This window comes from Serratia sp. Je.1.23.a (assembly GCF_051129805.1).
GTDB lineage: Bacteria > Pseudomonadota > Gammaproteobacteria > Enterobacterales > Enterobacteriaceae > Serratia > Serratia liquefaciens.
The window spans coordinates 274,580-301,356 of record NZ_JBCPSR010000004.1 but is presented as its reverse complement, the minus strand read 5'-3'; the positions used below and the strand labels follow the sequence as shown (position 1 = coordinate 301,356).

The following is a 26,777-nucleotide window of genomic DNA, read 5'->3' as shown; positions in this document are numbered from 1 at the left end:
TTGCTCATGATGGAATCAGCCGATGCACGCGATAACCCTGCGCCAGATTGAAATCTTCTATGCGGTGATGACGACCGGCAATCTGACCGAAGCCGCCGCGCTGCTACAGACCTCGCAACCCACAGTCAGCCGCGAGCTGGCGCGCTTCGAGAAACTGATCCAACTGCAGTTGTTCGAACGGGTACGCGGGCGGTTATCCCCCACGGTACAGGGCCTGAGGCTGTTGGAAGAGGTTCAACGTTCCTATTACGGCCTTGATCGCATCGTCAATGCCGCCGCCGGTATCCGCCAGTTCCAGCAGGCGCAGCTTTCGATTGCCTGCCTGCCGGTATTTTCACAATCGCTGCTGCCGGCGGTGTGCAAACCCTTTATCGATCGCTATCCGGAGGTCAGCTTCAGCGTGATACCGCAGGAATCACCGTTGCTGGAAGAGTGGTTATCGGCGCAGCGCCACGATTTGGGCCTGACGGAAAATACCCTGACTCCGGCGGGCACCGAGCGAATGACCTTGATGACGCTGAACGAAGTGTGTGTCTTGCCGGCCGGGCATCCGCTGCTGGCGAAAAAGCGGCTGACGCCGCAGGATTTTGCCGGACAAAACTTTATCAGCCTGTCGAACACCGACAGCTATCGCCAACTGCTGGATTCGCTGTTCAGTGAGGAAGGGGTTAACCGCCGGCTGGTGATGGAAACCCACAGCGCAGCGTCGGTCTGCGCCATGGTCAAAGCCGGCGTGGGGGTATCGATAGTCAATCCGCTAACGGCGTTGGACTACGCCAACAACGGTGTGCATATACGGCCATTCAGCGTTGACGTGCCCTTTACCGTTAGCCTGATCCGGCCGCTGCACCGCCCGTCGTCGGCGCTGGTCACGGCCTTTACTCAACATTTGCAGCAACAGGCACAAACGCTGCCCGCCCGTCTGGCCGCCGTGATTACGCGCTAGCCGGGCGCTTGGCGCGGCTGAACGTCACCAGACACAGTACCAGACCCAGCAACGCGATCCCCGCAGCGGCCAGCGGTACGCTGGTCAAGCCCAACCCCTGCGCTATCACGACACCGCCGACCCAGGCACCAATCGCATTACCGACGTTGAACGCGGCAATGTTCAGCGTGGACACCAGATTTGGGGCCTTTTTACCGTAGGTCACCACGTTGATTTGCAGCGCCGGTACGGCGGCGAACGCCGCAGCGGCCCACAGGAACAGGGTAATTTCAGCCGGTACCATCGAATGGCTGGTCCAACTGAACAATGCCGCAAAGCAGGCGATCACCAGGAACGTACAGGTCAGCGTCAACGGCAAGCGCCAGTCCGCCAAACGCCCACCCAGGATGTTGCCCAGCGTCAGACCAACCCCCATCAGCAATAGCGTCCAACTGACGCCATGAGAAGAAACACCCGTCACCTCGGTCAGTAACGGGGCAATATAAGTAAACAGCGCGAACATCGATGCGGCAAAGGCCACGGTCATCAGCAATGACAGCCAAATACCGCCGCCGCGCAACGCCGCCAGCTCTTTTTTCAGATCCGTCGGGGCCTCGTCCTTCACGCTGGGCAGCTTGCTGTACAGCGCCAACAGAGAGAGCACGCCAATGACCGCCACCGCCCAGAACGTCGAACGCCAACCCAGCGCTTGACCCAGAGCGGTACCCAGCGGCACGCCGAGCACGTTTGCCAGCGTCAGGCCAGTGAACATCAATGCCACGGCAGAAGCCCGGCGGTTTGGCGGCACCAGATTGGCCGCAACCACCGCGCCAATACCGAAGAAGGCGCCGTGGCACAAGGCGGTGATAATGCGCGCCAGCATCAGGAAGTCATAGCTGTACCCCAGGGCGCACATAATATTGCCGAAGATGAAAATCACCATCAGCAGCAACAGCGTTTTTTTGCGCGGCAGCTTCGCGGTCAGCAAGGCCATGATGGGTGCACCGATAGCCACGCCAAGGGCATAGCCGCTGATCAGCCAGCCGGCAGAAGGAATGGAGACCTGCAGATCTCCCGCCACTTCAGGCAGCAACCCCATGATCACAAACTCGGTGGTGCCGATAGCGAATGCACTTAATGCCAGTGCGAGCAGAGAAACAGGCATGCGGAAAGCTCCCAGTCAACAAAGCCCCGGTGTCAGGCACTCGGGGCCGGTAAAAACACATAAAATTGACGGGCAGCCCGGCAGGCTGCCCGCGAAAAAGGGTCAGAGAGGGTGTTCAAAGAGCGGGGTTAACTGCTTAACCCTATAATTATTAAGTCTTATTCGCGCTTTTCACGTTACAGAAATAGCACGCAATCCCGCGTAAAAACCAGTGGCAAAACGGCCGCTGCGCACAAAAAGCCATGCCTGGCTCGCTAACTGGTTGAATGCGCTGATGATGAAAAATGTGTAAAAATGTTACCCGTGTGTTAACGCTATCAGCGCAGCGTCGCCTGCCAATCCGGATCGTGGGCAAACCACTCCACCAAAAAGTCCAACATGGTGCGCAATGTCGCCGGCATCTGGCGGCGTGAGGTATAGATACCGTAAATCCCCATCGACTGGGGCCGGTAATCCGGCATCAGCTCAATCAGTTCGCCACTGCCCAGTAAAGGGGCTGCAGAATAGTAAGGCTGCATGGAAATACCCGCGCCTTGTACCGTGCCCGCCATCAACACCACCGATTCGTTGGCGCTCAGGTTGCCGCTGACCGCGACCGCCGACTTCACGCCCTGAAGGTCAAAATGCCACAGGCTTTTACCGAAGTAGGAATAAGTCAGGCAGTTATGCAGCGCCAAATCCTGCGGATGACGCGGCGTGCCGTGCGCCGCCAGATAGGCCGGGGAAGCGCAGACCACGGAAGCACAGGAAGATAATGGCCGGGCGATGAGATTGGGATCCAATTCGTTAGTGATGCGTAACGCCAGATCGATACGCTCCTCCACCAGATTCACCGTGCGATTGTTCATTTGCAGATCCACTGCAACCTGCGGATGGCGTTTCAGGTATTGCGCCACCGCGCCCACCAGCGCCGTCTGGCCCAACGATTGTGAACAGGTAATGCGTAACAGGCCACGCAGCTCGTCACTCTGCTCCCCTTCGACCAAATCGATTTCGCCCGCCAGCGCCAGCATCTGTCGACAGCGTTCCAGCGTGCGCTCACCGGCGTCAGTCAGACTAAGCTTACGAGTAGTGCGATGCAGTAAACGCGCGCCGGCCCATTGCTCCATTTGTGCCAGATAACGCGTCACCATCGCCCGCGACATTTCCAACGTTTCCGCGGCGGCAATCATGCTGCCACGGTCGACGATGGTGATAAAAACCTCAGCAGCGGTAATGCGATCCATGATTCGTCCGATTTACGCAATGAATAGTTGCTCATTATCCGGTTTTTCTATCGCTTTATGCAACCTAACATCTATACAACATTAATCGCATCCCAAGGACCTCTACCCATGTTTAAGAAATCATTGTTGACCCTGGCCTTTGCCGGCATCGCCACAGTAAGCACCTTCGCTACCGCCGCCAACACCCTGACGATGGAAGTGTATAACCCAGGTGAGAAAAGCGTGTTCCCGGTGTCTTCCGAAATCATCAGCGGCAAACACGAAGTCGCACTGATCGACGCCCAGTTCCAGCGTAACGACGCGGAAGCCCTGGTGAAAAAGATCAAGGCGACCGGCAAGAAGCTGACCACCGTATACATCAGCCATTCAGATCCTGATTTCTATTTTGGTCTGGACGTCATTAAAGCCGCATTCCCTGAGGCTAAAATCATCGCGTCACCGGGTACCATTGAAGAAATCAATGCCACCAAAGACGGCAAAGTGGCGTACTGGGGCCCAATCTTGAAGGACAACGCGCCGAAAGCGGTGGTGGTGCCTCAGGCGTTGCAGGGTGACAGCTTCACCGTAGACGGCCAGAAAGTGGAAGTGAAAGGCCTGACCGGCCCGACGCCGGAACGCACCTACGTGTGGATCCCAGCGCTGAAAGCGGTCGTGGGCGGTGTGCCGGTAGCCGGCGACAATATCCATCCGTGGATTGCCGATAACCAAACCGTTGAATCCCGCGCGCACTGGCAGCAAACGCTGGAAGGCATCAAAGCGTTGAAACCGGAAGTCGTGGTCCCTGGCCATTTCCTGCCGGGCGCAGACCAGACGCTGAAGTCTGTCACCTTTACCCAGAACTACCTGACCACGCTGGAGGCTGAACTGCCAAAAGCCAAAGATTCTGCGGCACTGGTGGCGGCAATGAAAAAGCATTACCCGGATCTGAAAGACGAATCCAGCCTGGAACTGAGCGCCAAAGTGCTGAAAGGCGAAATGAAGTGGCCGCAATAAGCACGCCGAAACACCCAGGCCGAAGCGTTACTGCTACCCGGCCGCCGCAAAGGCGGCGGGTATAACGAGGAAAAGACATGACCGGTACGACTCTGCACTACATTTTCGATCCGCTGTGTGGCTGGTGCTATGGCGCAGCCCCGCTGGTGAAGGCGGCCAAAACCATTCCAGGGCTAACCATCGCCCTGCACGCCGGCGGCATGATGACCGGCAACAACCGCCGCCAAATCACGGATGAATGGCGCAATTATGTGATCCCGCATGACAAGCGCATTGCGGAGTTAACCGGCCAACCCTTTGGCGAAGCTTATTTCAATGGATTGTTGCGTGATACCACGGCAGTGATGGACTCGGAGCCGCCGATTACCGCCATACTGGCAGCGCAAGCGCTGGCGGGACGCGGGCTGGATATGCTGCACCGCATTCAGGAAGCGCATTACCAGGAAGGTCGCCGTATCGCCGACACGCCGGTGCTGGAAGCCCTGGCAAAAGAGCTGGGCTTGCCCTCTGCTCCGTTTATCGCCGAAATGCGGTTTAACGCCGGTGCGCCAACCGCGCAGCACATCGCGCAAAGCCGGGCATTGCTTGCCAAGGTTCAGGGCCAGGGGTTCCCAACTTTCGCTCTGCAAGACAGCGAAGGCCAGCTGCGCCAGATCCCGGCGGGCAACTATCTGGGCAACGTTGAGGCCTGGAAAGAGTTATTGAGCGGCGCCGCTGCCTGGGCCTAATACCTGTTACGGCTGCCGGGTGTTCAAAGTATTGGATGCCCGGAGCTGATTATTCAACCCGTACAAAGTGCCCTTCCGCACGCACGTTAAAACCGAACCCGCAATCGCCCTGGGTGTGCATGTCCAGACCATCGCTACCGAACTGCATCGCCACATCGCACGCCATCACATCTTCAGGTTCCCGCTGACGGTATACTGCTTTGCCGTGCTCTATCGGCAACGTCTGAGTGAACTCCCCCATATTCGGCCCGTAATACAACCCCATCTGCGGCATGTAATATCCAGAGTAAACGATCAGCCAGCGGCCATCTTGCGGCTTGACCTCAACCTCGCTCCAGACGCCACGCCCGGCATATTGCCAATACACTCCGCCCGGCCCGGTAAGTGGCGTTCGTTTCGCCAGCCGCTCCTGCAACAGCTTGAGATTATGTTGGGACTTGCTGTCTTGTGGTGCCAATTCTAAATAGGCACGCGCCTTAAGCAGCTCGCCCGCGTGTATCAGCGCCAGCGCTACGTTGTTATAAGCAGTGGCCGTTGCCTGGCTGTCCAAACCGCAGAACTCACTCCAGGCGGCCTGATCGCGGAAAATATCTGCGGCGCGTGGGTAATCGCCACGCTGATAGGCATTTTTGCCCAACTCGGCATAGCTTGCGACCTTGTGACAATCGGCATCAATATCCGGCTCGTCAATCTGCGCCATCGCCTGGTCGCAGGCAAGCGCACCATAGGCCAACAGCAGGGGAACCCACGCCTTCATCACTTATCCTTTCCGCAGTAAACGAGCCAAATTTCGGCGCCAGTATAACCGCCAACCGCCACCGCATCACCCCTGACGATTCAGCCGCGATATTTCAAACGGTTAGCGGCGTTAAAACTGCTTACAGTCAACGTTTGTTTGTTACCTGTCCCCGGCCCATGCTGAAAAAAAGATTAAACCTGCGAGAGTCCATGAACGCTATCCCCACACCCAAACACGCCGTCTGGCAACTGATTAAACCCTTCTGGGTCTCGGAGGAGAAACTGCGGGCCTGGGCGATGCTGATCGCCATCATCGCCTTGTCACTGGGGTTGGTGTACATCAGCGTGCTGATCAACCAGTGGAACCAAGTGTTTTACGACGCGCTGCAAAATAAAAATTACCCGGTATTCAAGGCGCAGCTGTGGCGCTTTACCTATCTGGCGCTGATTTTCATCGTATTGGCGGTGTTTAAAATTTACCTGACACAGGGCCTGCAGATGCACTGGCGGCGCTGGATGACCGAAAAATTCATGGGTAAATGGCTGGCGCATCAGGCGTATTACCATACCGAACAGCAGCAAATCGTCGATAACCCGGACCAGCGTATCGCCGAGGATCTCAACGTGCTGACCCAATACACGCTGTCGCTTTCGTTGGGGTTACTGTCCAGCCTGGTGACGCTGTTTTCTTTTATCGCCATCCTGTGGCATGTCAGTGGCCCTATTACCTTTGTCATCAGCCAGCACGCTATTACCCTGCCCGGCTATATGGTGTGGTTCGCTTTGCTGTACGCCGGACTGGGATCACTGCTGATTTGGTGGGTCGGCAAACCCTTGGTACAACTGGGTTTTAATCAGGAGCGCTATGAAGCGAACTTTCGTTTTGGACTGATCCGCATCCGCGAAAATAATGATGCCATCGCGCTGTATCACGGCGAGCCGCATGAAGCACAGCAGTTGGGCGGGCGCTTTGAAGCCATCCGTGCCAACTGGTGGTCGATCATGCGCATTACCCGGCGGCTCAATATTGCTTCCAATTTCTACAGCCAATTCGCCATTGTCTTTCCGCTACTGGTGGCCGCTCCACGCTATTTTTCCGGTGCCATCCAAATGGGTGGAATGATGCAGATTGCCTCCGCTTTTGGGCAAGTACAGGGCGCTCTGTCCTGGTTCATCGATGCCTTTACCGATCTGGCCACCTGGAAAGCCTGCGTTAACCGTCTGGCCGGTTTTAACGCCGCCGTGGATCAGGTACACCATCAACAGCGCGGCATTCAATTGCAGCCGGAGAATGAACAGCCGATGGTCCTTGACCGCCTCAGCCTGCAATTGCCGGACGGTCAACGCTTAATGGAGCCGACCTCAATGACGCTCAAACGTGGCGATCGGGTGCTGATCGTTGGCCCCTCCGGCTGCGGTAAATCAACCCTGTTGCGCGCCATTGCCGGTATCTGGCCGTATGGTTCCGGTGCGATTGGGCTCGACGCCGCCAGCAGTACGTTATTCCTGCCGCAACGCAGTTATATTCCAATCGGTACGCTGCGAGAGGCGCTGAGCTATCCGCATCTTGCCGCCGAGTACAGCGATGAACAGCTGCTGAAAGCCCTGGATAACTGCCGCCTTAAACACCTTCAGCGCTGGCTGGATACCAGCGCCAACTGGAGCCAACGCCTGTCTCCAGGTGAACAGCAGAGATTAGCCTTCGCCCGTGCGATTCTGACCCGCCCGGACATTTTGTTCCTCGACGAAGCCACCAGCGCGCTGGACGACGAAACCGAGCAACTGATGTACTGCCTGTTGGTGGATGAATTGCCGGATGTGACGCTGGTTAGCGTGGCGCACCGCAACAGCGTGGCGAAATATCATCAAAGCTGCTGGCGCTTTAGCCGCGCGGAAGAAAGCCAACCGGCACGCATGGCACTCAGCCCATTGCCGGTTGCCGGCTAAGTACCCGGGCGCAGCCTGTACGGTTGCGCCCGGCTTTACTCAGATGCCATCGGCCTGAACGTCCTCGCATTTCACCCGACGCCTTTCGTGCCACAGGCTGGTCAGCCCACGTTTGCCGCACGCCAACGCCACTTCGCGAAACTCATCCAGGCTTAGCCCATCGCGTTCCAGCATCATTTCCGCTGCCAGCTGCATGTTTACCCCGGTCAGCACTTCGCAATCACCGCGCTGGTCCGCCAGTTCGCTGGCGCAGCGGAACGGCGATCCGCCGAGCATATCGGTGAGAAACACCACGCCGTCCGCCTGCGCCACTTCGGTTAGCGCCGCATTAAGGGCGCCCCTTAACTGAGCGGTGCTCATCTGCTCCGGGAAATTGACCGCGACGCAATTTTGCTGCGGCCCCACCACCTGTTCTACCGCCTGCAGTAGGCCACTGGCAAAGCTGCCGTGGCCGGTAATCACAATGCCTGGCATCGCCCTTTCCTCACAATAAACCGATAAATTTGCCCACGACGCCAATCACCACCGTCACGCCAATCAGCTTCACCGGCGAGAACCCTCGCTTCATCAGGAAGAAAATCAGCAGCGTAAAGCACAGCGGCAACAGATTAGGCATCAGTTTGTCCAGCACGTCGGTCTGCAACGCCACACTGGCCTTGCCGGCATGCATCACCAACGGGGTGGAAAGATGGACATAGGAAGCCACCAGTGCGCCGATCACCGTCATGCCGACAATCGAGGCGGCGTGTGATATTCGTCGGGTATGGGTTTTCAGCAGCGCCAAGGCGCTGGTGCCGGCCTGATAGCCATAATGCGCCAGCCCGAACCGCAAGCCGAAGTGAAAAACGTTAAACAGCAACAGGAAGACGATCGGCCCGAACAGGCTGCCTTCCAGCGCCAACGAGGCGCCGATCCCGGCGCAGATCGGCAGTAGCGTCAGCCAGAACAGCGCGTCGCCAATGCCGCCCAGCGGCCCCATCAGCGCCACTTTTACCGCACGAATGGTAGAAATCTTCTCCTTGTTCTGTTCCATCGCCAGCACCAACCCAGACAGGAAGGTGACGTCGAACGGGTGCACGTTGATAAACTCCATGTGCATCTTCATCGAATTGGCCAGATCCTGCGGATTGCGATGGATCTTGCGTAATCCTGGAATTAACTGATAAAGCCAGCCACCGGCCTGCATACGTTCGTAGTTGAACGACGCCTGCAGCAGTAAGGAACGCCATGCCATGCGGTTGATATCGCCACGGGTCAGCGCCTCTGCCGGCTCGCTGTCGACATAATCGTCCTGGTCTACCTGACTGGTCGCCAGGGCCTGCGCCATACGCTGTTCCGCTTTTTGCGCCAGCAGATCGTCGGAATCATTAAATGCCATCTTCAGCATCCTCCTGTTGTACGGACGGTTTGGGCGTGTCCGCCCCGGATCGTTGGCTGTTAAAGAAATCGATCAGTGCGATCGCCAGTGCCCCCAGCGCCACCGCCAGGATCGGCAGTTTCAGGAAGGTGACGGAAATAAAGCCGAGGATGAAATAAGCCACGTAGGTTTTTTTCATCATCACTTTCATCAACAGCGAGAAACCGATCGCCGGCATCATGCCACCCGCCACTGCCAGGCCGTCCAGCAGCCAGGTCGGTGCTTTTTGCACCATGGCGCTGGCCGCATCGGCACCGAAATAAATCGGCAAAAAAGCCACGACAAAATAGAACGCGAACAGGATGCTTATGCCGAGATAATTCACCCGTTCGATACCGCGCCAGTTCAGCTCTTTCACCATCCGATCGCAGCGGTGCATCATCGGTGAAAACAGGGTAAACAGCAGCGTAATACAGCCCTGCACCGCGATAGAAAACGGCACGGCCACGCCGATCGCCACCTTGGGATCGGCCTTTGTCAGGATGGCAAACGCCGTGCCGATCACCCCGCCAATCACCACGTTTGGCGGCTGGGCGCCCGCCAGCGGCACCATGCCCATCCATACCAATTCCAGCGTACCGCCCACCAGCAGACCTGTGTACACATCCCCCAAAATCAGGCCGACCAGCGGCCCCAGCACCACCGGGCGATGAAAGTGGGTCAGTCCGTCAAACAGATCGACCCCCGCCAGCCCGGCCAACAGTGCAATCAATAACGCATCAGTTAACATGATTTCCCCCGAACTCAGAACAGCAGCTTGCCGACCGCCTCACCCGCTTCATCCGGCACCCGGCGTACCTCGCATTCAACGCCAAGCGCCGCCAGCTCGCGAAAAGCGGCGACGTCGCTTTCATCCAGCGAGACCGTTTTATGCACCTGACGCTTACCCTCGGCAAAATGCATGTTGCCGACGTTCACGAAGCGGATCGGCACCCCGCCCTGCACCAGCCGCAAAACATCCTGCGGCGTTTTGCATACCAAAAAGATCTTCTGTCGATCCGCCGCCTTGTGGATCACGTCGATGGTTTTCTGCAGCGTGAAGTAGCGCGTCTGTACCCCTTCCGCCACCACCATATCCATCAGGTTCTGCTGCACAGGATCGGCTGCCGCTTCATCGTTGGCCACCACCACCAGATTGGCGCCCAGAGTATTGGTCCAGGTGACGCCGACCTGGCCGTGCACCAGTCGGTTATCGATACGAGTCATCAAGATATTCGGCATTTCAACGCACCTCCGGATAACAGGCGGCATGGTAGTCGTCGAGCACCTGCGTCACCTTATGCATTACCCAATCCTGCGGGTCGTTGCTCAGTTCCCCGGCATTCAGCGCGCGCGCCTGGTCTGGCAGATACTGGCTCAACAGCGCTAGCGGCACCGGATGGCGGCGCAAGTTGTCGATCAGGCTATCTACCGCCTGCTGCACCTGTGGTTGCGGCCAGTAATAACGTACCCGGTCACTCAGGCTGTAGTGGCGATCGAGATACTGCTGATGAGGGTTGCCATGGTAGTAACGGCTCCACTGCTGTGGCTGTTCGCGCATGACCTGCTCCAGCGTGGCGCACAGCTGCGCCGATTGGTGCTCGCCAAGCCATTCACGTTCAATGTGATCCAGTGCGAACAGCGCTTCGCGCAGTGCGAAAGTCAGTGCCGGGCCGACTTTCAGGATGGCAAAATGATCGCCCACCAGCTGTCGATAGGCCTGCGGCGGTTGGTAATCCGTCGAGTGCGCCTCGTACACCATGCCCGGCTGCCGTTCGATAAAGCGGCTCAGTTCATGGGCCCGTTGCGGTTGATAGTGCTCCACGCTGTGATGATCAAACTCAACGCCCGGCTGCACCACCAGCGCAATAGTTCGCGTCCAGGCATCGACCAGTTCGGCTTGCTGCCAGGCCAGGCGATGGATTTCAAGCGTTTGCTGCACCGCCCGTGGCGTGGTGACCTGCATACCTTCCAACGCCTCTTGCGCGCCGCCCGGCACCGGCACTTCGGTTCCGATCACATACACCGGCGGCTCACCGCCGCTTTGCTGCCAGGCGCGTTCAGCAATGGCGCACAAACGTGCCGCACGGGCAGCGACGGTTTCATCATTTAAAGGGAAAGGATCGCCAGCGCAGGACATGGAGCAATCGAGGTGGATTTTGCGAAAACCGGCGCGAACATAATCGTCGATCAGCGTTTCCGCCAACTGCATCGCTTCTTCTGCCGGCCGATCCTGCCAGGCGTTGGGACCGAGATGATCGCCTCCCAGCCACAAACGATCGCGTGCCAACCCTTCCTCGTCCGCCAATTGCCACAAGGCGTCGCGGAACTGTTCCGCCGTCTGGCCGGTGTAGCCGCCAAACTGATTGACCTGATTCGAGGTGGCCTCGACCAGTACCGGCGTACCGCGCGTTTTGGCCTGCCGCAGGGCCGCTTTCAGCACCCAGGGGTGAGCGGAACAAACGGAAAAGATCCCGACCGGTTTACCGGCCTTGTGCTGCTCAACAAGCTGTAACAACTGCTGCATGAATCCCCCACGCAGGCGCCGTACTACCGATCGGCGATGACTACCTCCACGCCCAACTCGGTTAACGCCCGCTCGTAATCGTCCGGAAGAAGGCTGTCGGTAATCAGCCGATGAATTTGTCCGGCTTCGCGAATCATGCAAAAGCTCTTGCGACCAAACTTGCTGGCATCCGCCACGGCGATAATCTCGCGCGCCACCTCGCACATCACGCGGTTGAGGTGTGCCTCTCCAGGGTGAGGCGTGGTGATACCGGCAACCAGATCGAAACCGTCGACGCCCAAAAACAGTTTGTCGAAACGGTACTGGCGCAATTGCTGCTCGGCAGCCGGACCGTAGAGCGAGTAAGAATTACGGCGCACGCTGCCGCCCAACACCATCACCTCCACCCCATCATTACCGGAAAGCTCATAGGCAATGTTCAGCGCATTGGTCATCACCACCAGATCGCGTCGTCCTTTCAGGAACGGCACTATCTGGGTGGTGGTGGAACCGGAATCGAGGATCAGCGCGTCGCCATCACGCACATAGCTTGCCGCTACGCTTGCGATCTGCGACTTCACATCGCGGTTCAACCGTCCTTTGTCATGCAGTGGACGATCGAAGGCAAATTGCTGATTGAGCATTGCGCCGCCATAGGCCCGTAGCGCACACCCTTTTCGTTCCAGAAAGCGCAGATCGTTGCGGATCGTCACCGTGGATACTGCAAACTGTTTGCTGAGCTGCTCCACACGAACGCTGCCGTGTTCGCATAACAGATCGATAATGTGTTCACGGCGCTTTGCTGTATTCACTGGCATGAGCTGCGGTCCTCAGGTTTCCGGCAAGGCCGGGGAGAAGATGGCTTTCGCTCTACTGCGCAGGCATTACAGCAAAGCGAAAGCAATGAAATTGTGATCGCGGTTACAGCGCTGTTTTAGCAGAAAAAGTGGCTAAAAACCTTTCGAATCGAAATGAAGTGAAAATTAATTGCCGCAGCGAAAGGCAAAATGAAATGTCAGGGCGAGCGCGGTAGCCGGGGTGAGAAGCCTGCCGCAATGCGCAGAACGAAAGCGTCCACGCAACGACCAGGTTGGCCGACTTTTAGTTCACCGGGTGATCGGGATCACATAATCGTAATTATGCGTATTCTGCGTGCCGCTTGCGGCAGGGGAAAGGCTTGCGCACTGCTGAATCGGCCCCTTGTCAGGCCAGGGGTTCTTCCCTACACTTGCGCGCAGATATCGGCCCCTGCCGGTACGTAAGCGTTAACGTCAATCAACGCATCATGCCGTGCAGAATTGATTGACTGCATGCCCTGGTGCGAGGAACTAATGCCCCAATCCGCTGTAACCCCAACGTCTGCCGCAACAAAGCGCAGCCGTTTACGTCACCCCTTGTTACTGGTTGCCGGCATTATGCTGGTCGCTGCCAACTTGCGCGCCGCATTAACCAGCGTGGGCCCGCTGCTGGAACAAATCCAGCAGCAATTGATGCTTTCCGCCACCTCGGCTGGCCTGCTTAATTCACTGCCGCTAATCCTGTTTGCCGTGCTGTCGCCGGTCACGCCCGGTCTGGCGAAGCGCATCGGCATTGAGCGTACGCTGGGCATGGCATTGCTGTTGCTGGTGATTGGTATTCTGCTGCGCTCGATGCCGCAAACCGGCATGTTGTGGTTGGGCAGTATTTTGATCGGTGCGGCCATCGCCTTTGCCAACGTGGTACTTCCCACGCTGGTGAAACGCGACTTCCCGAGCCGAGCCGCCGCCATGATTGCCGCCTATGCGGCAGTCATGTCACTGGTAGCCGCAACCGCCTCAGGGCTGGCCGTGCCGCTGGCAGCGTTGAACAATCTCGGCTGGCGTTTTTCCCTGCTGTGCTGGAGCCTGCCAGCGCTATTGGCGCTGATTGTCTGGTTGCCGCAACTGCGCCGCTCACCCGCCTTGACAGCCAGTCACGCATTGCAAACTCAGCCGGTATCGGCCCGCTCTCCGTGGCGCAGTGCACTCGGGTGGCAGGTGGCATTGTTTATGGGCTTACAGTCCATAACCTTTTACACCATTATCGGCTGGTTCAGCGCCTTCGCCGCCAGCCATGGCACGTCGCCGCAACAGGCCGGTTTTGAGCTGTTTATTTACCAGGTGGTAGCGATCGCCGCCAACTTTGTCATGGTGTTTATTCTGCCGCGCGCCCGCGATCAGCGCGCCATCGCGCTATGCAGTTCTCTGCTGATTTTTATCGGCGTCGCCGGTCTGCTGCTGCTGCCGGGTTACTCTTTGGTGTGGTTGATTTTTGCCGGGCTGGGGGCGGGGAGTTCTTTGGTGCTGGCACTGTCCTTCTTTGGCCTGCGCAGCAGCCATCATCATCAGGCCACGCAGCTGTCGGGCATGGCGCAATCGGTCGGCTATCTGTTGGCGGCGCTGGGACCCACGCTGTTCGGTTTGTTACACGATCTGACTCAGGGCTGGCGATTGCCGCTGATGGTTCTGCTGTGCCTGACACTGTTGCAAATGCTGTTTGGCATGTTGGCCGGGCGCAATCAAGTTATTCGTTAACCTCAGGAGGAAGCGAGTGTTCCGGCCCTGGCTCCCTGGCATCGTCCTGCCAGAGGTCGTTAATGAAATCCCGTTGTTCTCTCGTCAACTGCCAGGAAGGGGGGATTTTGGCCGGACTCTGACCCCGGTCGCCCCCTGTGCGCTTTACGCGTTTTTTTTCCATCACTCTATTTCCTAAATAAACAGCCAATAAATCACGACGGCGACGGCCAACCAAAATATCCCGCAGCCGATAAATACGCACAGCCAAGCTTTACGTTTGATATCCGCGTCATCCTTGCTTATCACAGTCGCCCCATCCAATAGATTAAACTAATTAAAAATGAATTATTGATCTATTTAAACGATCAATAAAGTAGTTTATTACTATGGATATTTCAAAAAAACCTGCTACTGGCGTACATGGAAAGGGAGGGGTGTCGACAAAGCATTATGATTAACAAGGTTATTCCTGATAAATACTGGCTTGCATTAGCCAGTGGCAGCCCAGTCCAAACGGCTGTATTGAGAGGCGGTACTCTGTGGTATTTGGCCGTTTTTGCGCTGTATCAGCGATGCGGGCGGCGTTAGCAGCCCGCTTGGCATTAATCAATATGGGAAACGGAGTCCCTGCTGGCGTGTTCACGATCGCTGCCGGTCAATTCGCTAAGCTGCCCATCGCGCATTTGCAACAGGCGGTCCGCGTGTTCGAAGTAATGATCGTCATGACTAATGGCAAACACCGTTTTACCCAGTGCGCGCAGTTGTGGCAGCAGCTCACGATAAAAGATGCGTCTGAATTGCGGATCCTGATCCGCCGCCCATTCGTCCAATAGCAGAATATCTCGCTCTTCGGCCACCGCCAGCAACAGCGCCAGACGCTTGCGTTGCCCCTGGGACAACTGAGGATTAGTCACCCGAAGACCGTCAAACTCCAGCTTGTTTTTCATGTTCAGGCGATGAAGCCAGCTTTCCACCAGTTCAGCATCCGGCTGCTCGCCCTCAGGCCCCTGCAAATGCTGGAACGGATGAAAATCGGTGAAAATGGCGGAAAACAACCGGCGATAGTCATGCATGTCCGCCGGATTCTGCGCAATGCCATCCAGCAGTATCTGCCCGCTGACCGGTTGGTACAGTCCGGTCAGCAGCATGGCCAGCGTCGATTTTCCGCTGCCATTGCCACCAATCAGGAACACCAATTCGCCGCGGTGCAGCGTCAAATTCAGCGGGCCCACGGCGAATCCGGCCTTTTCTTCCGTCGCGCCATAATGGAACATCACCTCACGCAGCTCCAAGGTTTGCCAGGCCTTGGTCGTTCCCGCCGGAAATTCCTCTTGATAGTCGGCGAGCCGTAAGGATTTGACCTTGTTGAAAGCCACTTCTGCGCTGATAAGCGTAGGGAATGCTCCCACCGCCTGCAGCAACGGCGTGCGCAGGAACAGCAACGTCAGTGAATAGGTCGCCGCCACGGCGGTATCGGCCCAGCCCAGGCTGTTGGCCATATAGAACACCAGGCCTATCGCGCCCAGCATCATGATATTCGACCAGTTCACCGCGCTGAGGTGGAAGGTATCAGCACGAATAATATGATAGCGATACTCTTCGGCATCCGGCTGGTAGGCCTGGCGGTAAAGCGCTTTGGCACGATCGCGGTTCAACGCCAGCTCTTTGCGGCCGTCAATGGCTGACTGATAGTGCTGATAGAGTCGCTCTTCAGATTCACGCACGTTGGTCAGGTGACGATAGACCCGCGATACCAGACACCCGCTGCCAAACACCGTCACCGCGACCCAAATGGCCGTCACCGCCAGCATCTGCGGCGACAGCCAGCCCAAATAAGCTGCCGACCCCAACGTCAATATCACCCCCTGAACCAGTTCGGGCAAACGCACAAAAGCCAGGGTAATATTGCGAATATCGCTGGCCAGGCTCGCCAGCAATGCCGCACTGCCAAGCTGCTCGATCCGCTCAATATGGGTATCCATGATCCGCTTCACCAATTGACCGCGGAGCCGAAACACGAAGTGGTGGCCCAAGGCGGTCAGCGCCAACTGCGAACCCAGCGTCACAGCCATCAGCAATGCCAGCAACCCGAGAAACTCCGGCAATACCGCCAGCGGATCGCCCGCCGCCGTCATCAGCCGCAGGTTGATAAAGGCAATGATGCCGATACCTAATGCCGCGCTGGCCATGGTCAACGCCATTACCGCCACAAACGGCCAGCGATATTGGCGGTAAACCACCCGTAGCAACTCCATGAAAAACCCTTACCCTGAAATATTGAGATGGCAGGCATTGTAAGCGGCCAAAAAGTGATATCAATAACAATTCTCATATTGTCGTCGACGATTGATTCCTGCCCGAGAGGATTTACACTGGCTGGAGATCTGGGACAAGGAAAACCAAGACTGATGCTGCCTACACATGAATATGCCAACGATCTGATCCTGTTCGCCTTAATTGTTGATTGCGGTTCTTTCAGCAAAGCCGCAGAAACGGCCGGCATCACCAGCTCGGTGGTCAGCAAGCGTATCGGACGTCTGGAGAAATCCCTCGGCGCGCGCCTGCTTTACCGCACCACGCGCAGCCTGACGCTGACGGAAAATGGCCGCAGCCTGTATCGCCAGGCCAAAGAGATCAGCGCCAAAATTCAAGATGCTTTGAATGTCGTCAGTGAAAACAGCGACGAGTTGACTGGCGTCATCCGCATGTCGGTACCGACGATTTCTGGCGAGTTGCTGCTCAGTGAGAGCGTGGCCGAATTTTGTGCGCGGCACCCGAACCTGAAGGTAGAGATGCGGCTGGAAAATCGCTTTGCCGATCTGGTCAACGAAGGGATAGATTTGGCGATCCGCACCGGTACCCTGCCGGACTCAAGCCTTATCGCACGCCACATTCTTGACTCCCGATGGGTAATAGTCTGCTCGCCCGGTTATCTGCAACAGCATGCCGAACCCCATTCGTCCGATGATCTGCTCAAGCATAATTGCCTGACCTACACCTATCAGGAAAGTGGTACCGACAACTGGCTGATGAAGCCACCGGGCGGCGGCGAAATTTATGAGCTACAGGTTAAAGGCAATTTGTCGGCCAATAACGCGCGGGCCATCCGCAAGGCGGCGATCGGCGGTTATGGCATTGCCATGGTGCCACGCTGCATGGTGTTTGAGGATTTGCAGGCAGGAACACTGGTAGAAGTCTTGTCCGGGCACTGTGGCAAGATATTAGGCGTTTACGCGGTCTACCCTTATACCCGCAATTTACCCTTAAAGACCCGGTTGTTGATCGAACATATCATCGCGGGCTATCAAAATATCAGCCATTATTTTTGAGGCCGATCACAATATTATTCCCACCAGCAGTAAGATGCCGACGAGGGATTACGTCATTTTTGGGGATAATCTATGGTCAATTAACGCCTAATTAATGTGATCCAGCCCCACCCACTTCTTAAGTGAAAATTCAACTCATTGATTTTTAGATAAATACAACCTCACCTTTCATATACCAATAGTCTCATTTCGTAATCATCACGCCTAAGCATTTCAATGTTAAAAAATTGCCGTATAGCACCGCCTCCAATGTTGTGATTAGAATAAAAATGTTGCGGCAATTAACTATTTAGCTACATCTCCGTGAAAATAAAAATAATAACCGAAGAGGATCTTATGTCCCTTTTTTTCAGCGTTGCGCCCATCGTCCTGCTGATTTGGATGATGACCAAAAGGAATGGCGTTCCCTCTTACCTCGCTCTGCCGCTGACGGCTGCCGTCGTGTATACCGTGCAGCTACTGTGGTTCGACAGTGCTCCCCTGCTGTTGCATGCCAATATCGTCACTGCATTGGTGGCGGTTTTAACCCCTATCACCATCATCGCCGGTGCGATTTTGCTGAACAAACTGATGCAAATCAGCGGGGCGGAAAACGTGGTACGCCGCTGGTTGGAGAATATCAGCCCCAATCCCGTGGCCCAGTTGATGATCATCGGTTGGGCATTCGCGTTCATGATAGAAGGCGCCAGCGGCTTCGGCACGCCGGCGGCTATCGCGGCCCCGATTCTGGTGGGGTTGGGCTTTAACCCACTGCGGGTCGCCCTGCTGACGCTGGTGATGAACTCGGTACCCGTTTCCTTCGGCGCCGTGGGCACCCCTACCTGGTTTGGCTTTGCCAATCTGGGCCTGTCGGACGCCAGTCTGCTGGAGATTGGCCGCCAGACCGCGCTGATCCACTTTGTCGCCGGGTTTGCGATCCCGCTGCTGGCGTTGCGTTTTATCGTTTCCTGGCGGGACATTCGCCGCAATCTGCCTTTTATTTTGCTTAGCGTCCTGAGCTGTACCCTTCCCTATCTGCTGCTGGCGCAGGTGAATTATGAGTTTCCGGCGCTGGTCGGCGGCGCCATTGGCCTGGCGGTGTCGGTGTTGCTGGCCCGCGCCGGCATCGGCCTGGTACGGGTTGATAAAAACCAAGAACGCGGCCAGCCAGTGCCCTTTATCCAGGTGCTCAAAGCCATGACGCCGACCCTGCTGCTGATTGCTATCCTGATAGTGACCCGCATCCACCAATTGGGCATCAAAGCGCTGCTCAACAGTTCGGCACCGCTGTGGCAAGGGAGCCTCGGCTGGTTGGGTGAGCTGCGCGTCAGCGACGCCCTGATTATCGAGCTGCAACAGGTGCTCGGCACGCAGGCCGCTGCCAGCTACAAAACGCTGTACGTGCCCGCGCTGATCCCCTTTCTGCTGGTGGTGGTGCTGTGTATTCCTCTGTTTCGGCTGAACCGCCATCAGGTCAAACAGATGTTCAGCGAAACCGGTCAACGGATAGCCAAGCCCTTTATCGCCCTGTTGGGGGCCCTGGTGATGGTCAACCTGATGATGCAGGGGGAAAACGACGCGCCGGTGATCCTCATTGGCAAAGCGCTTGCGGCACTGACGGGGGAAAGCTGGCTGCTATTCTCTTCTTTCCTGGGGGCGCTGGGGTCGTTCTTCTCTGGCTCTAATACCGTTTCCAACCTGACGTTCGGCGGCATTCAACAGTCGATCGCCCTGAGCAGCGGACTCAACGTCAATCTGACGCTGGCGCTGCAATCCGTCGGGGGCGCCATGGGCAATATGGTGTGCCTGAACAATATTATCGCCGTCTGTTCGATCCTCGGGATCGGCAACGCCGAAGGAAAAATCATCAGAAAGACCGTGCTGCCGATGCTGGCGTACGGAGGGATCGCCGCCGTCATGGCCCAGATCCTGGCTCTCTGATCCAAAGTACGTTATCGAAAGAAGGTAAAAAACATGATCATCTCCGCCTCAACCGACTATCGGGCCGCCGCGCAAGCCAAGCTTCCGCCCTTTCTGTTCCACTATATTGACGGCGGGGCCTACGCGGAGCATACGCTCAAGCGCAATACCGAAGATCTGGCTGATATCGCCCTACGCCAGCGTGTGCTGCGCAATATGTCGGACCTCAGTCTGGAAACCCACCTGTTCGGCGAAAAGCTGGCGATGCCGGTAATACTGGGCCCGGTCGGGTTAACCGGCATGTATGCCCGTCGTGGCGAGGTACAAGCGGCCCGGGCTGCTGCGCAGAAAGGCATTCCCTTTACGTTGTCTACGGTTTCGGTATGCCCGATAGAGGAAGTCGCGCCGGCCATCGATCGGCCCATGTGGTTCCAACTGTACGTGCTGAAGGACCGTGGCTTTATGCGCAATGCGCTCGAGCGTGCCAAAGCGGCCGGGGTGAAAACGCTGGTGTTCACCGTTGATATGCCGGTTCCCGGCGCGCGCTATCGCGACGCCCATTCCGGTATGAGCGGCCCTAACGCTTCCCTGCGCCGCGTGCTGCAGGCCGTTACTCACCCGCAGTGGGCCTGGGACGTTGGCCTGCTCGGCAAACCTCACGATCTGGGCAATGTGTCAGCCTATCGCGGTAAACCGACCAGTCTCGAAGACTATATCGGCTGGCTGGGGGCCAACTTCGATCCTTCCATCTCATGGAAAGATCTGGAGTGGATCCGTGAATTCTGGGAGGGGCCGATGATCATTAAAGGGATTCTGGATCCCGAAGACGCCAAAGATGCGGTGCGATTCGGCGCCGACGGCATCATCGTATCCAACCACGGCGGCCGTCAGTTGGACGGTGTACTTTCGACCGCACGCGCCATGCCGGCGATCGCCGATGCGGTAAAAGGCGACATTACGCTGCTGGCCGACTCCGGTATCCGTAGCGGGTTGGACGTGGTGCGAATGATCGCTCTGGGAGCCGACAGCGTACTGCTGGGGCGCGCCTTCGTATACGCACTGGCCGCCGCCGGGCAGGCCGGTGTCGCTAACCTGCTGGAACTGTTGGATAAAGAGATGCGCGTCGCCATGACGCTCACCGGAGCAAAAACCATTGCTGAGATTGGCGCCGGCTCTCTGGTCCACGGACGCGGCTAGCCCCCTCTCCTGGCGGCTCCTGAAGCCGCCAGGCACTCAGCGGATGTAAAACCCTTCGGCAAAGACGCTGCGCAAATAACGGCTGAACTCCGTCACTGCTCGCGATACCTGCGGCGCATAGGGGCGCACTACATAAAGACTGTCGGCAAAAGCACCTATAGGGCGCCAGGCCGGCAGTACCTCAATCAACCGACCGTCCGCCAATGCCTGCTGCGCACTGAAGTCCGGCAGCAAGGCAATACCCAGCCCTTCTGCCGCCGCATCACGTATCGACTCACTGTTATTGGTGGCAAAAGGACCGCTGACCGGCACGCGGGTCTTTTCAGCTTGGCCCGGCAGCCCCTGTTTCGCGGCGAAGCTCCACTCCGGCGCTTCGGTACCGCGGGGATAGTAAAGGCACTGGTGCCGTTGCAGCTCCGTCGGTGACGTCGGCATGCCGTGCCGTTTCAGGTAGTCGGCCGACGCCACGGCCACCGTTTCGGTTGAGCATAACCGCCAGGCGACGTGGGTGTCGGGCAAGCTGTCGCTGTGGCGGATCGCCAAATCAAAGCCTTCGGTGGCCAACGACACCAGCCGATCCGAAACCTCAAGCTGCACTCGCACCTCAGGATTTTCGCGTAGAAAACCGGTAATACGCGGCACCAGTTGCTGGCGGGCAAACGCCACCGGCGCCGTGACCCGCACTGAACCGCGCAGCGGCCCGGCAGAATCGCAAATGCCGGAAAAGCTCTGTTTGATTTGTGCGAAAGGCTGGCGCAGTTCCTCGACCAGCCTCAGCCCGGCATCGGTCAGCCTGACGCTGCGAGTGGTGCGCTGCACCAACGGCACCCCTGCCAGCATTTCAATCTCTTTGATTTTTTGGCTCATGGCCGCTTTGCTGACGTCCAGCCGCTCTGCCGCACGGGTAAAACTCCCCTGCTCAGCCAATACGGTAAGCCAGTGTAAATGGGTCCACAGGGTTTCTATTTTTGGATTTTTCATCGTCGACTGTTCATTTATATAAACAATGAGTTCAAGTATAGCGCTTCTTCCCGCGCCAGCGCTTGGCTAAGATGGATCCTCAAAGGCGATGTCAATACGCTGCCCTGCGCGCATCAATAACTATTAACCCACTGACAGGATTATTAAAATGCCATTACTCATCTTTGACGTCATTGAAGGTCGCAGCGACGCCCAACTGCAAACGCTGCTCGACGCCGCCCACCGAGCCGTCCTCAGCGCCTTTGAGGTTCCCGTGCGGGACCGCTACCAGATTGTTCATGAAAATAAGGCTAAGCATATGGTGATTGAAGATACCGGCCTTAACCTGACGCGCACCCGCAATCTGGTGGTGGTTCGAGTGATTACCAGCCCGCGCCCCGAAGAACAAAAACAGAAGTTTTATGCCGAGCTTAGCCGTGAGCTGAAAGAAAGTTGTGGGATTGAAGGCAGTGATTTGATGGTGTCCATCACCACCAACAGCAAGGGAGACTGGAGCTTCGGCAACGGCGTGGCACAATACCTGACCGGTGATCTTTAGCGCGCCGTCCCCCAGACTGAGCATCGACTGGGGGACTCACTTTCAGGGCTGCTGCTCTTCGCTATATTGGTTTTGCCACATTGCAGCATAGCGGCCGTTGGCAGCCAGCAAGGCGTCATGCCGCCCACGCTCAACAATCTCACCGGCCTCCAGCACGATGATTTCGTCGGCATCCACCACCGTCGACAGCCGGTGCGCAATCACCAACGTGGTATGGTCGCGGCTCACTTCACGCAGATGCGCCTGGATTTCGCGTTCGGTCTGGGTATCCAGCGCACTGGTCGCCTCGTCGAACACCAGGATCGCCGGATTTTTCAGGATGGTGCGCGCAATCGCCACCCGCTGCTTTTCCCCACCCGACAGCTTGAGCCCGCGTTCGCCCACCCGAGTTTCATATCCGTCAGGCAGGCTGACGATAAACTCGTGAATATGCGCCAACCTAGCCGCGCGCTCGATCTCTTCCTGACTCGAACCGGTTTTACCGTAACCAATGTTGTAGCCCAACGTATCGTTGAACAACACGGTGTCCTGCGGCACGATGCCGATTGCCGCACGCAGGCTAGCCTGCTTCAGGCTGCGGATATCCTGACCGTCAATCGAGACAGCGCCGCCGCTGACGTCATAAAAACGAAACAACAATCGGGATAGCGTGGATTTGCCGGCCCCCGAAGCACCGACGATCGCCACCGTGTTGCCGGCCGGGATGGTGAAACTGACGTTTTTCAGGATCGGCCGACGCTCATCATAGCCAAAGCTGACCGAGTCAAAACGCACCTCCCCTGCGCGCAATTGCAGCGCCGTCGCATCCGGCCTGTCGACAATTTCCTGCTCTTCCTGCAGCAGATCGAACATGTTCTCCATGTCGATCAGCGCCTGTCTGACTTCAGCATAAATGAACCCGAAGAAATTCAGCGGCTGATAGAGCTGCAGCAGATAGGCATTCACCAATACAAAGTCGCCGACCGTCATCCGCCCCTGCACAATGCCCTGCGCCGCCATCGCCATCATCACGATCAACCCGATGGAAATAATGGCGGTTTGTCCGAGGTTGATGGCGGTAAAACTGAACTGGTTTTTGATGGCGGCGTATTCATACAGGCGACGCGACATGTTGAACCGATCGGCCTCGAAGTCCTCGTTACCGAAATATTTGACCGTCTCGTAATTCAGCAGGCTGTCGAGTGATTTGCTGTTGGTATCGGCGTTGGCTCGGTTGAGCTCACGTCTGAAGCGGGTTCGCCAACTGACGGCCATCACGGTGAACAGAATATAGCAGCCAACCGTCACCACAATCGCCAGCGCAAACCAGCCGTTTAACAGATGCCACATGATCACCGAAACCAAGGTGATTTCGAACAGAATGGGGAAAATGGAGAACAGCAACCGCGAAAGTACCGTCGCCACCGCCTGAGTGCCGCGTTCGATCGATAGCGACAGCCCGCCGGTCTGTCGCTCCAGGTGAAAACGCAGGCTCAACGCGTGCAGTTGTCTGAAGACGCGTAACCCCAGTAGCCGGGTCGCATTCTGGCTAACGTGCACGAACATCACGTTGCGTAATTCTTCAAATAACGCCCCCCCAACACGCGCCACGCCATAAGCCAGGATCAAGCCGATGGGAATGGCCAGCATTTTGGCGGTTTCACCGCTCAAGGCATCGACCATGGCTTTATAAGCCAGCGGCACCAGCGTGATACTGACCTTGGAGACCACCATAAAAACAAAGGCAGTCACCAGGTAATAACGCAGCCGGGGGTTCTCTTTGGGCCACAGGTAGGGCAGCAGAAACTTCAATAAGCGGGAACGGTCCATATCAGGTATCTATTGTCTCGGTCAGCAGTGCGGCATGGTTTTTTATATTCTGGCACGTATGCCACGAAAAACCTTCGGCAATTCTCCGATGCGGCTCTTTTGAACCCTGATCACCTGAATGGCACACCTCGGTGGTGTGGAATGACATGATGTTTACCTCCCTGCTGCATACATGCGCGAGCCTAATGCCCAGCCCGAAGTATCGACGCAATGGCCCCCATGGCATTAGGCTGACCATGGAGGCGCACAGCGATTTATTTCTCCGAGTCTAAGGTTTCGTGATGCGTGATGACGTCTTGCGCCTTGTTATAGCTCTCGATAAGCAATTGATATGACGGGAAGATCAAGGTGTAGATTTCGGCCCACTGTGCCGCATCCTCACGATTCCAGGTTTGTTGAATCTCTGACGCCACAGCCCCGGTATCCATAGGGACAGCGCCGGCCTGAACCACCCGCGCCAGGGTAATTTCCTGAGCCATTTTTGAGTAGGTACCGGACGCATCGACCACGACGAACACCTGATAACCGTCGGCAATTGCGCTAATGGCCGGGAAAGCCATACAGACACTGGTAATGGTGCCGGCAATAATCAGCTGTTTTTTCCCGGTGGCCTTCACCGCCTGCACGAAGTCGGCATTATCCCAGGCATTAATCTGGCCGGTGCGTGCCACGTATTGCGCATGCGGTGCGTTCGCATGGATTTCAGGGATCAGTGGCCCATTTGGCCCCTGTGGCACCGAAGCCGTGGTAATCACTGGCATGTTGGCCAGCGTGGCAATTTTCGCCAGAGCGGTCGCATGGCGGCGCAGGTCGGGCATCGGCATATCGCCGATGGTTTGAAATAAGCCGCTTTGGTGGTCGATCAGCAGCATTACGGCATCGGCCGGGTTGATTACCGGACGCTGGTTATTAAAGTTTGCTGGGGCACTCATAGATCCTCACTTGTTCATCCTGAAACGTTAGCGGTCAAAGAGCTGCTTTTCCTGAACTGAGCAGGCTAAAGCGAGTCATTAAATTTAGGCGACTGGAATATGACAGTTCCGATTGTCCAAGGCTTTTCATCGATATAGCATGCACTTATGAATGGAAGCCTCATATTTAACCTAGCAATGAATCAAATCGGCAAACAGGCCAATTATTGGAAATGAGTGTTTCATCAATGGGAAAATGGTCTTTATGATAGATTTCAATGAAATGTTTATGTTTGCCAAGGTTATTGAATGCGGAGGCTTTCTTGCTGCAAGTAAGAAATTTGGTATCCCCAAGTCCACGCTGTCCAGAAAAATATCCGCACTTGAACAACGCCTTAATGTCAGACTGATACAACGCTCAACCCGAAATATAATGATCACGGAAATCGGTAAGGAATATTACCAATATTGCGTGCAAATGATCGCTGCGGCAGAAAAAGCGGAAAACCTGATCAATAACAAAAGTGACCAACCCACGGGTAAAATCAGGATTACCTGCCCCACGATTCTTATGGATCTCGGTCTGTCAAAAACCCTGGCGAAATTTATGCAGGCTTACCCCGAGGTGGTACTTCAGGTAAAAATATTCAATCGTGACGTGGATATTATTGCAGAGGGGTACGACATCTCATTTCAACTGATGGGCAAAGAATCCAAAAACAGCAATCTGATTATGCGAAAAATTGCCGACATCTCCTCTTCTTTTATGCTGAACCCTGCCGGCAGGATCCACCCCAACCAGGTGCAAAAACCGTCAGATCTGCATCAACTCCCCACCGTTGGCTGGCTATCTTCCCATTTTCAATCCGCATGGACATTCAACAAAGAAGGCCGGGAAGTCAAGATAAGCAATGAGTCCTGCCTGGTGTGTGACGACATCAGATTACTCAAAGAAGCGATTCTTTGCGGCAGGGCTACGGGTTGTTTGCCGCTAAAGCTGGCACGTCAGGAAATTCACGATGGCACCCTGACAACCGTGCTCAATGATTGGCAACTGGAGCCGCGCAAAATTGTCGCTATTTATCCTTCGCGCCAGGGCCTGCTGCCCGCCGTCAGGGCATTGATCGACTTCGTTGTCGAAGATTTCGCACAGGATGGCTGACTTATTCGATTGAAAACAACGATTACGCACGATTATCCTCCCGCACTTGGCGACAGGTATTATAATAAAAAAGACAATACGAGATAGGATATCCAAACAGTTTAAGGAGATACGTCATGTTAAATATGGGTCCACGCCATTCGCTGATTATCGATGAACAAAGTTTAAAGAAACAACGTACCCCGCTGTTAATCATCTCTATATTGCTGCTGTTAGGCGGTATTTTTTGCCTTTTCAGCCCCTTCGCCTCCGGCGCAGCGCTGAGTATGGTCATGGGCATTTTCTTGCTGCTGAGTGGGTTCGGTCTGATTTTCGGCATGATAGCTAACCGAGTACAAAATACCTGGCCGATGATCGGCGGTATTCTGCTAGGGGTCGCTTACCTTATTATCGGCTACGTGTTTATCACCACCCCGGCGGTAGGCATTTTCGCCATGGCGGTCTATCTTGCCGTACTCTTCGCTCTGGGCGGCATCGTACGACTGATTGCTGGCTACAAATTACGTGATGTCAGCGGCAGTTGGCTGCAGTACGTGATTGGTATTTTGGATCTGATCATTGCCTGGATGCTGTTCAGCGCCGATCCTATGACTTCCGTCGTACTGGTCACCACCATTGTCGGCATCGAAATGCTGTTCAGCTCTTTTGGCCTGTTCCAGGTTGCTCGCCAACTGAAGCGCTCGTGATTTCAGGCGGGGCCACTCGGCTCCGCTTTTCTACTGCACAGCCGACAATTACCCCGATACATCGGCGGCCAAGTGCCCTAATATTAGTAAGGTTTCACGCAAAGCAG

25 protein-coding genes are annotated in these 26,777 nt (G+C 56.3%); 11 read left to right on the top strand and 14 right to left on the bottom strand.

The features are described from left to right. Positions 1 to 22 precede the first annotated feature (22 nt). Complete coding sequence (locus AAZT04_RS16945) at positions 23 to 946, top strand: LysR family transcriptional regulator (RefSeq protein ID WP_046372747.1); 924 nt, start codon at positions 23 to 25, stop codon at positions 944 to 946. Here AAZT04_RS16945 and AAZT04_RS16940 read toward each other — a convergent pair. Continuing rightward, positions 936 to 2,090, bottom strand: coding sequence for an MFS transporter (locus AAZT04_RS16940; RefSeq protein ID WP_046372746.1), 1,155 nt, complete (start codon positions 2,088 to 2,090; stop codon positions 936 to 938). The genes AAZT04_RS16945 and AAZT04_RS16940 overlap by 11 nt on opposite strands. Before the next feature lie 317 nt (positions 2,091 to 2,407). Beyond that, the gene (locus AAZT04_RS16935; protein WP_142814505.1) at positions 2,408 to 3,316 is read right to left on the bottom strand and encodes a LysR family transcriptional regulator; all 909 of its coding nucleotides are present in this window, start codon (positions 3,314 to 3,316) and stop codon (positions 2,408 to 2,410) included. A 108-nt stretch (positions 3,317 to 3,424) separates the two neighbouring features. Between AAZT04_RS16935 and AAZT04_RS16930 the strand changes: the two genes are divergently transcribed. Continuing rightward, a complete protein-coding gene (locus tag AAZT04_RS16930; RefSeq protein ID WP_020828416.1) occupies positions 3,425 to 4,309 on the top strand; it encodes an MBL fold metallo-hydrolase in 885 nt (294 codons plus the stop codon). 77 nt (positions 4,310 to 4,386) lie between these two features. Continuing rightward, on the top strand, positions 4,387 to 5,037 hold the full coding sequence (locus tag AAZT04_RS16925; protein WP_434681027.1) for a DsbA family protein: 651 nt from the start codon (positions 4,387 to 4,389) through the stop codon (positions 5,035 to 5,037). A 49-nt stretch (positions 5,038 to 5,086) separates the two neighbouring features. Here the strand turns inward: AAZT04_RS16925 and AAZT04_RS16920 are convergent, their stop codons facing one another. After that, complete coding sequence (locus AAZT04_RS16920) at positions 5,087 to 5,794, bottom strand: tetratricopeptide repeat protein (protein WP_334647911.1); 708 nt, start codon at positions 5,792 to 5,794, stop codon at positions 5,087 to 5,089. A 191-nt stretch (positions 5,795 to 5,985) separates the two neighbouring features. Here AAZT04_RS16920 and AAZT04_RS16915 point away from each other — a divergent pair, with 191 nt between their 5' ends. Then, positions 5,986 to 7,722 carry an ABC transporter ATP-binding protein/permease gene (locus AAZT04_RS16915; RefSeq protein ID WP_261287232.1) on the top strand — a complete coding sequence of 579 codons (1,737 nt, stop codon included), beginning with the start codon at positions 5,986 to 5,988 and terminating at the stop codon, positions 7,720 to 7,722. Between the two features lie 39 nt (positions 7,723 to 7,761). On the opposite strand, the gene agaF is transcribed toward AAZT04_RS16915, so the two are convergent. The 6 genes from agaF to agaR are packed head-to-tail and all read right to left on the bottom strand — an operon-like array spanning position 7,762 to position 12,442. Then, entirely contained in the window at positions 7,762 to 8,196 is a 435-nt protein-coding gene (gene agaF, locus AAZT04_RS16910; RefSeq protein ID WP_129941029.1) for a PTS galactosamine/N-acetylgalactosamine transporter subunit IIA, read from the bottom strand. A 10-nt stretch (positions 8,197 to 8,206) separates the two neighbouring features. After that, on the bottom strand, positions 8,207 to 9,100 hold the full coding sequence (locus AAZT04_RS16905; RefSeq protein ID WP_046372743.1) for a PTS system mannose/fructose/sorbose family transporter subunit IID: 894 nt from the start codon (positions 9,098 to 9,100) through the stop codon (positions 8,207 to 8,209). Beyond that, positions 9,090 to 9,869 carry a PTS N-acetylgalactosamine transporter subunit IIC gene (agaW, locus tag AAZT04_RS16900; RefSeq protein ID WP_020828422.1) on the bottom strand — a complete coding sequence of 260 codons (780 nt, stop codon included), beginning with the start codon at positions 9,867 to 9,869 and terminating at the stop codon, positions 9,090 to 9,092. The genes AAZT04_RS16905 and agaW overlap by 11 nt, the downstream gene beginning before the upstream one ends. Positions 9,870 to 9,883: 14 nt before the next feature. Further along, positions 9,884 to 10,360: a PTS N-acetylgalactosamine transporter subunit IIB gene (agaV, locus tag AAZT04_RS16895; protein WP_044553202.1), complete on the bottom strand. Its 477-nt coding sequence runs from the start codon at positions 10,358 to 10,360 to the stop codon at positions 9,884 to 9,886. A 1-nt stretch (position 10,361) separates the two neighbouring features. Continuing rightward, positions 10,362 to 11,645, bottom strand: coding sequence for a D-tagatose-bisphosphate aldolase, class II, non-catalytic subunit (locus AAZT04_RS16890; protein ID WP_046372742.1), 1,284 nt, complete (start codon positions 11,643 to 11,645; stop codon positions 10,362 to 10,364). A 23-nt stretch (positions 11,646 to 11,668) separates the two neighbouring features. Further along, positions 11,669 to 12,442, bottom strand: a complete 774-nt coding sequence (agaR, locus tag AAZT04_RS16885) for a transcriptional repressor AgaR (RefSeq protein WP_012146552.1) — start codon at positions 12,440 to 12,442, stop codon at positions 11,669 to 11,671. 513 nt (positions 12,443 to 12,955) lie between these two features. Between agaR and AAZT04_RS16880 the strand changes: the two genes are divergently transcribed. Further along, on the top strand, positions 12,956 to 14,176 hold the full coding sequence (locus tag AAZT04_RS16880; RefSeq protein WP_129941031.1) for a CynX/NimT family MFS transporter: 1,221 nt from the start codon (positions 12,956 to 12,958) through the stop codon (positions 14,174 to 14,176). Between the two features lie 174 nt (positions 14,177 to 14,350). Here AAZT04_RS16880 and AAZT04_RS16875 read toward each other — a convergent pair whose 3' ends face one another. Together AAZT04_RS16875 and AAZT04_RS16870 are read right to left on the bottom strand one after the other, a co-directional pair. Continuing rightward, the gene (locus AAZT04_RS16875) at positions 14,351 to 14,464 is read right to left on the bottom strand and encodes a YmiA family putative membrane protein (protein ID WP_020828427.1); all 114 of its coding nucleotides are present in this window, start codon (positions 14,462 to 14,464) and stop codon (positions 14,351 to 14,353) included. Positions 14,465 to 14,760: 296 nt separating this feature from the next. After that, positions 14,761 to 16,413 carry a multidrug ABC transporter permease/ATP-binding protein gene (locus AAZT04_RS16870; protein ID WP_115058119.1) on the bottom strand — a complete coding sequence of 551 codons (1,653 nt, stop codon included), beginning with the start codon at positions 16,411 to 16,413 and terminating at the stop codon, positions 14,761 to 14,763. 153 nt (positions 16,414 to 16,566) lie between these two features. Between AAZT04_RS16870 and AAZT04_RS16865 the strand changes: the two genes are divergently transcribed. The 3 genes from AAZT04_RS16865 (at position 16,567) to lldD (ending at position 20,583) form a co-directional block, all read left to right on the top strand. Then, on the top strand, positions 16,567 to 17,487 hold the full coding sequence (locus AAZT04_RS16865; protein ID WP_020828429.1) for a LysR family transcriptional regulator: 921 nt from the start codon (positions 16,567 to 16,569) through the stop codon (positions 17,485 to 17,487). A gap of 336 nt (positions 17,488 to 17,823) precedes the next feature. Then, complete coding sequence (locus tag AAZT04_RS16860; RefSeq protein ID WP_174574711.1) at positions 17,824 to 19,407, top strand: L-lactate permease; 1,584 nt, start codon at positions 17,824 to 17,826, stop codon at positions 19,405 to 19,407. A 33-nt stretch (positions 19,408 to 19,440) separates the two neighbouring features. Then, positions 19,441 to 20,583, top strand: coding sequence for an FMN-dependent L-lactate dehydrogenase LldD (gene lldD, locus AAZT04_RS16855; protein ID WP_020828431.1), 1,143 nt, complete (start codon positions 19,441 to 19,443; stop codon positions 20,581 to 20,583). Positions 20,584 to 20,619: 36 nt separating this feature from the next. Here lldD and AAZT04_RS16850 read toward each other — a convergent pair whose 3' ends face one another. Next, complete coding sequence (locus AAZT04_RS16850) at positions 20,620 to 21,564, bottom strand: LysR family transcriptional regulator (protein WP_048760755.1); 945 nt, start codon at positions 21,562 to 21,564, stop codon at positions 20,620 to 20,622. A 148-nt stretch (positions 21,565 to 21,712) separates the two neighbouring features. Between AAZT04_RS16850 and AAZT04_RS16845 the strand changes: the two genes are divergently transcribed. Then, positions 21,713 to 22,102, top strand: a complete 390-nt coding sequence (locus tag AAZT04_RS16845) for a tautomerase family protein (RefSeq protein WP_020828433.1) — start codon at positions 21,713 to 21,715, stop codon at positions 22,100 to 22,102. A 42-nt stretch (positions 22,103 to 22,144) separates the two neighbouring features. Here the strand turns inward: AAZT04_RS16845 and AAZT04_RS16840 are convergent, their stop codons facing one another. Both AAZT04_RS16840 and AAZT04_RS16835 read right to left on the bottom strand, forming a co-directional pair. Beyond that, a complete protein-coding gene (locus AAZT04_RS16840) occupies positions 22,145 to 23,911 on the bottom strand; it encodes an ABCB family ABC transporter ATP-binding protein/permease (RefSeq protein WP_020828434.1) in 1,767 nt (588 codons plus the stop codon). 254 nt (positions 23,912 to 24,165) lie between these two features. Then, on the bottom strand, positions 24,166 to 24,843 hold the full coding sequence (locus AAZT04_RS16835; protein WP_020828435.1) for a hydrolase: 678 nt from the start codon (positions 24,841 to 24,843) through the stop codon (positions 24,166 to 24,168). A gap of 268 nt (positions 24,844 to 25,111) precedes the next feature. Here AAZT04_RS16835 and AAZT04_RS16830 point away from each other — a divergent pair, with 268 nt between their 5' ends. After that, positions 25,112 to 25,984 (top strand): LysR substrate-binding domain-containing protein, encoded by an 873-nt coding sequence (locus AAZT04_RS16830; RefSeq protein ID WP_174574713.1) that lies wholly within the window; start codon positions 25,112 to 25,114, stop codon positions 25,982 to 25,984. 116 nt (positions 25,985 to 26,100) lie between these two features. Further along, the gene (locus AAZT04_RS16825) at positions 26,101 to 26,670 is read left to right on the top strand and encodes an HdeD family acid-resistance protein (protein ID WP_020828437.1); all 570 of its coding nucleotides are present in this window, start codon (positions 26,101 to 26,103) and stop codon (positions 26,668 to 26,670) included. Positions 26,671 to 26,777: the final 107 nt, after the last annotated feature.

Excerpts from the sequence above, each read along its gene's own strand:
- AAZT04_RS16865 (WP_020828429.1), top strand. The coding sequence starts at position 16,567 with ATGCTGCCTACACATGAATATGCCAACGATCTGATCCTGTTCGCCTTA.
- AAZT04_RS16860 (WP_174574711.1), top strand. The coding sequence starts at position 17,824 with ATGTCCCTTTTTTTCAGCGTTGCGCCCATCGTCCTGCTGATTTGGATG.
- AAZT04_RS16920 (WP_334647911.1), bottom strand. The coding sequence starts at position 5,794 with ATGAAGGCGTGGGTTCCCCTGCTGTTGGCCTATGGTGCGCTTGCCTGC.
- agaF (WP_129941029.1), bottom strand. The coding sequence starts at position 8,196 with ATGCCAGGCATTGTGATTACCGGCCACGGCAGCTTTGCCAGTGGCCTA.
- agaW (WP_020828422.1), bottom strand. The coding sequence starts at position 9,869 with ATGTTAACTGATGCGTTATTGATTGCACTGTTGGCCGGGCTGGCGGGG.
- AAZT04_RS16930 (WP_020828416.1), top strand. The coding sequence starts at position 3,425 with ATGTTTAAGAAATCATTGTTGACCCTGGCCTTTGCCGGCATCGCCACA.
- lldD (WP_020828431.1), top strand. The coding sequence starts at position 19,441 with ATGATCATCTCCGCCTCAACCGACTATCGGGCCGCCGCGCAAGCCAAG.
- AAZT04_RS16905 (WP_046372743.1), bottom strand. The coding sequence starts at position 9,100 with ATGGCATTTAATGATTCCGACGATCTGCTGGCGCAAAAAGCGGAACAG.
- AAZT04_RS16880 (WP_129941031.1), top strand. The coding sequence starts at position 12,956 with ATGCCCCAATCCGCTGTAACCCCAACGTCTGCCGCAACAAAGCGCAGC.
- AAZT04_RS16935 (WP_142814505.1), bottom strand. The coding sequence starts at position 3,316 with ATGGATCGCATTACCGCTGCTGAGGTTTTTATCACCATCGTCGACCGT.
- agaV (WP_044553202.1), bottom strand. The coding sequence starts at position 10,360 with ATGCCGAATATCTTGATGACTCGTATCGATAACCGACTGGTGCACGGC.
- AAZT04_RS16840 (WP_020828434.1), bottom strand. The coding sequence starts at position 23,911 with ATGGACCGTTCCCGCTTATTGAAGTTTCTGCTGCCCTACCTGTGGCCC.
- AAZT04_RS16850 (WP_048760755.1), bottom strand. The coding sequence starts at position 21,564 with ATGAAAAATCCAAAAATAGAAACCCTGTGGACCCATTTACACTGGCTT.
- AAZT04_RS16845 (WP_020828433.1), top strand. The coding sequence starts at position 21,713 with ATGCCATTACTCATCTTTGACGTCATTGAAGGTCGCAGCGACGCCCAA.
- AAZT04_RS16925 (WP_434681027.1), top strand. The coding sequence starts at position 4,387 with ATGACCGGTACGACTCTGCACTACATTTTCGATCCGCTGTGTGGCTGG.
- AAZT04_RS16890 (WP_046372742.1), bottom strand. The coding sequence starts at position 11,645 with ATGCAGCAGTTGTTACAGCTTGTTGAGCAGCACAAGGCCGGTAAACCG.
- AAZT04_RS16945 (WP_046372747.1), top strand. The coding sequence starts at position 23 with ATGCACGCGATAACCCTGCGCCAGATTGAAATCTTCTATGCGGTGATG.
- AAZT04_RS16825 (WP_020828437.1), top strand. The coding sequence starts at position 26,101 with ATGTTAAATATGGGTCCACGCCATTCGCTGATTATCGATGAACAAAGT.
- AAZT04_RS16915 (WP_261287232.1), top strand. The coding sequence starts at position 5,986 with ATGAACGCTATCCCCACACCCAAACACGCCGTCTGGCAACTGATTAAA.
- AAZT04_RS16830 (WP_174574713.1), top strand. The coding sequence starts at position 25,112 with ATGTTTGCCAAGGTTATTGAATGCGGAGGCTTTCTTGCTGCAAGTAAG.
- AAZT04_RS16940 (WP_046372746.1), bottom strand. The coding sequence starts at position 2,090 with ATGCCTGTTTCTCTGCTCGCACTGGCATTAAGTGCATTCGCTATCGGC.
- AAZT04_RS16835 (WP_020828435.1), bottom strand. The coding sequence starts at position 24,843 with ATGAGTGCCCCAGCAAACTTTAATAACCAGCGTCCGGTAATCAACCCG.
- agaR (WP_012146552.1), bottom strand. The coding sequence starts at position 12,442 with ATGCCAGTGAATACAGCAAAGCGCCGTGAACACATTATCGATCTGTTA.
- AAZT04_RS16870 (WP_115058119.1), bottom strand. The coding sequence starts at position 16,413 with ATGGAGTTGCTACGGGTGGTTTACCGCCAATATCGCTGGCCGTTTGTG.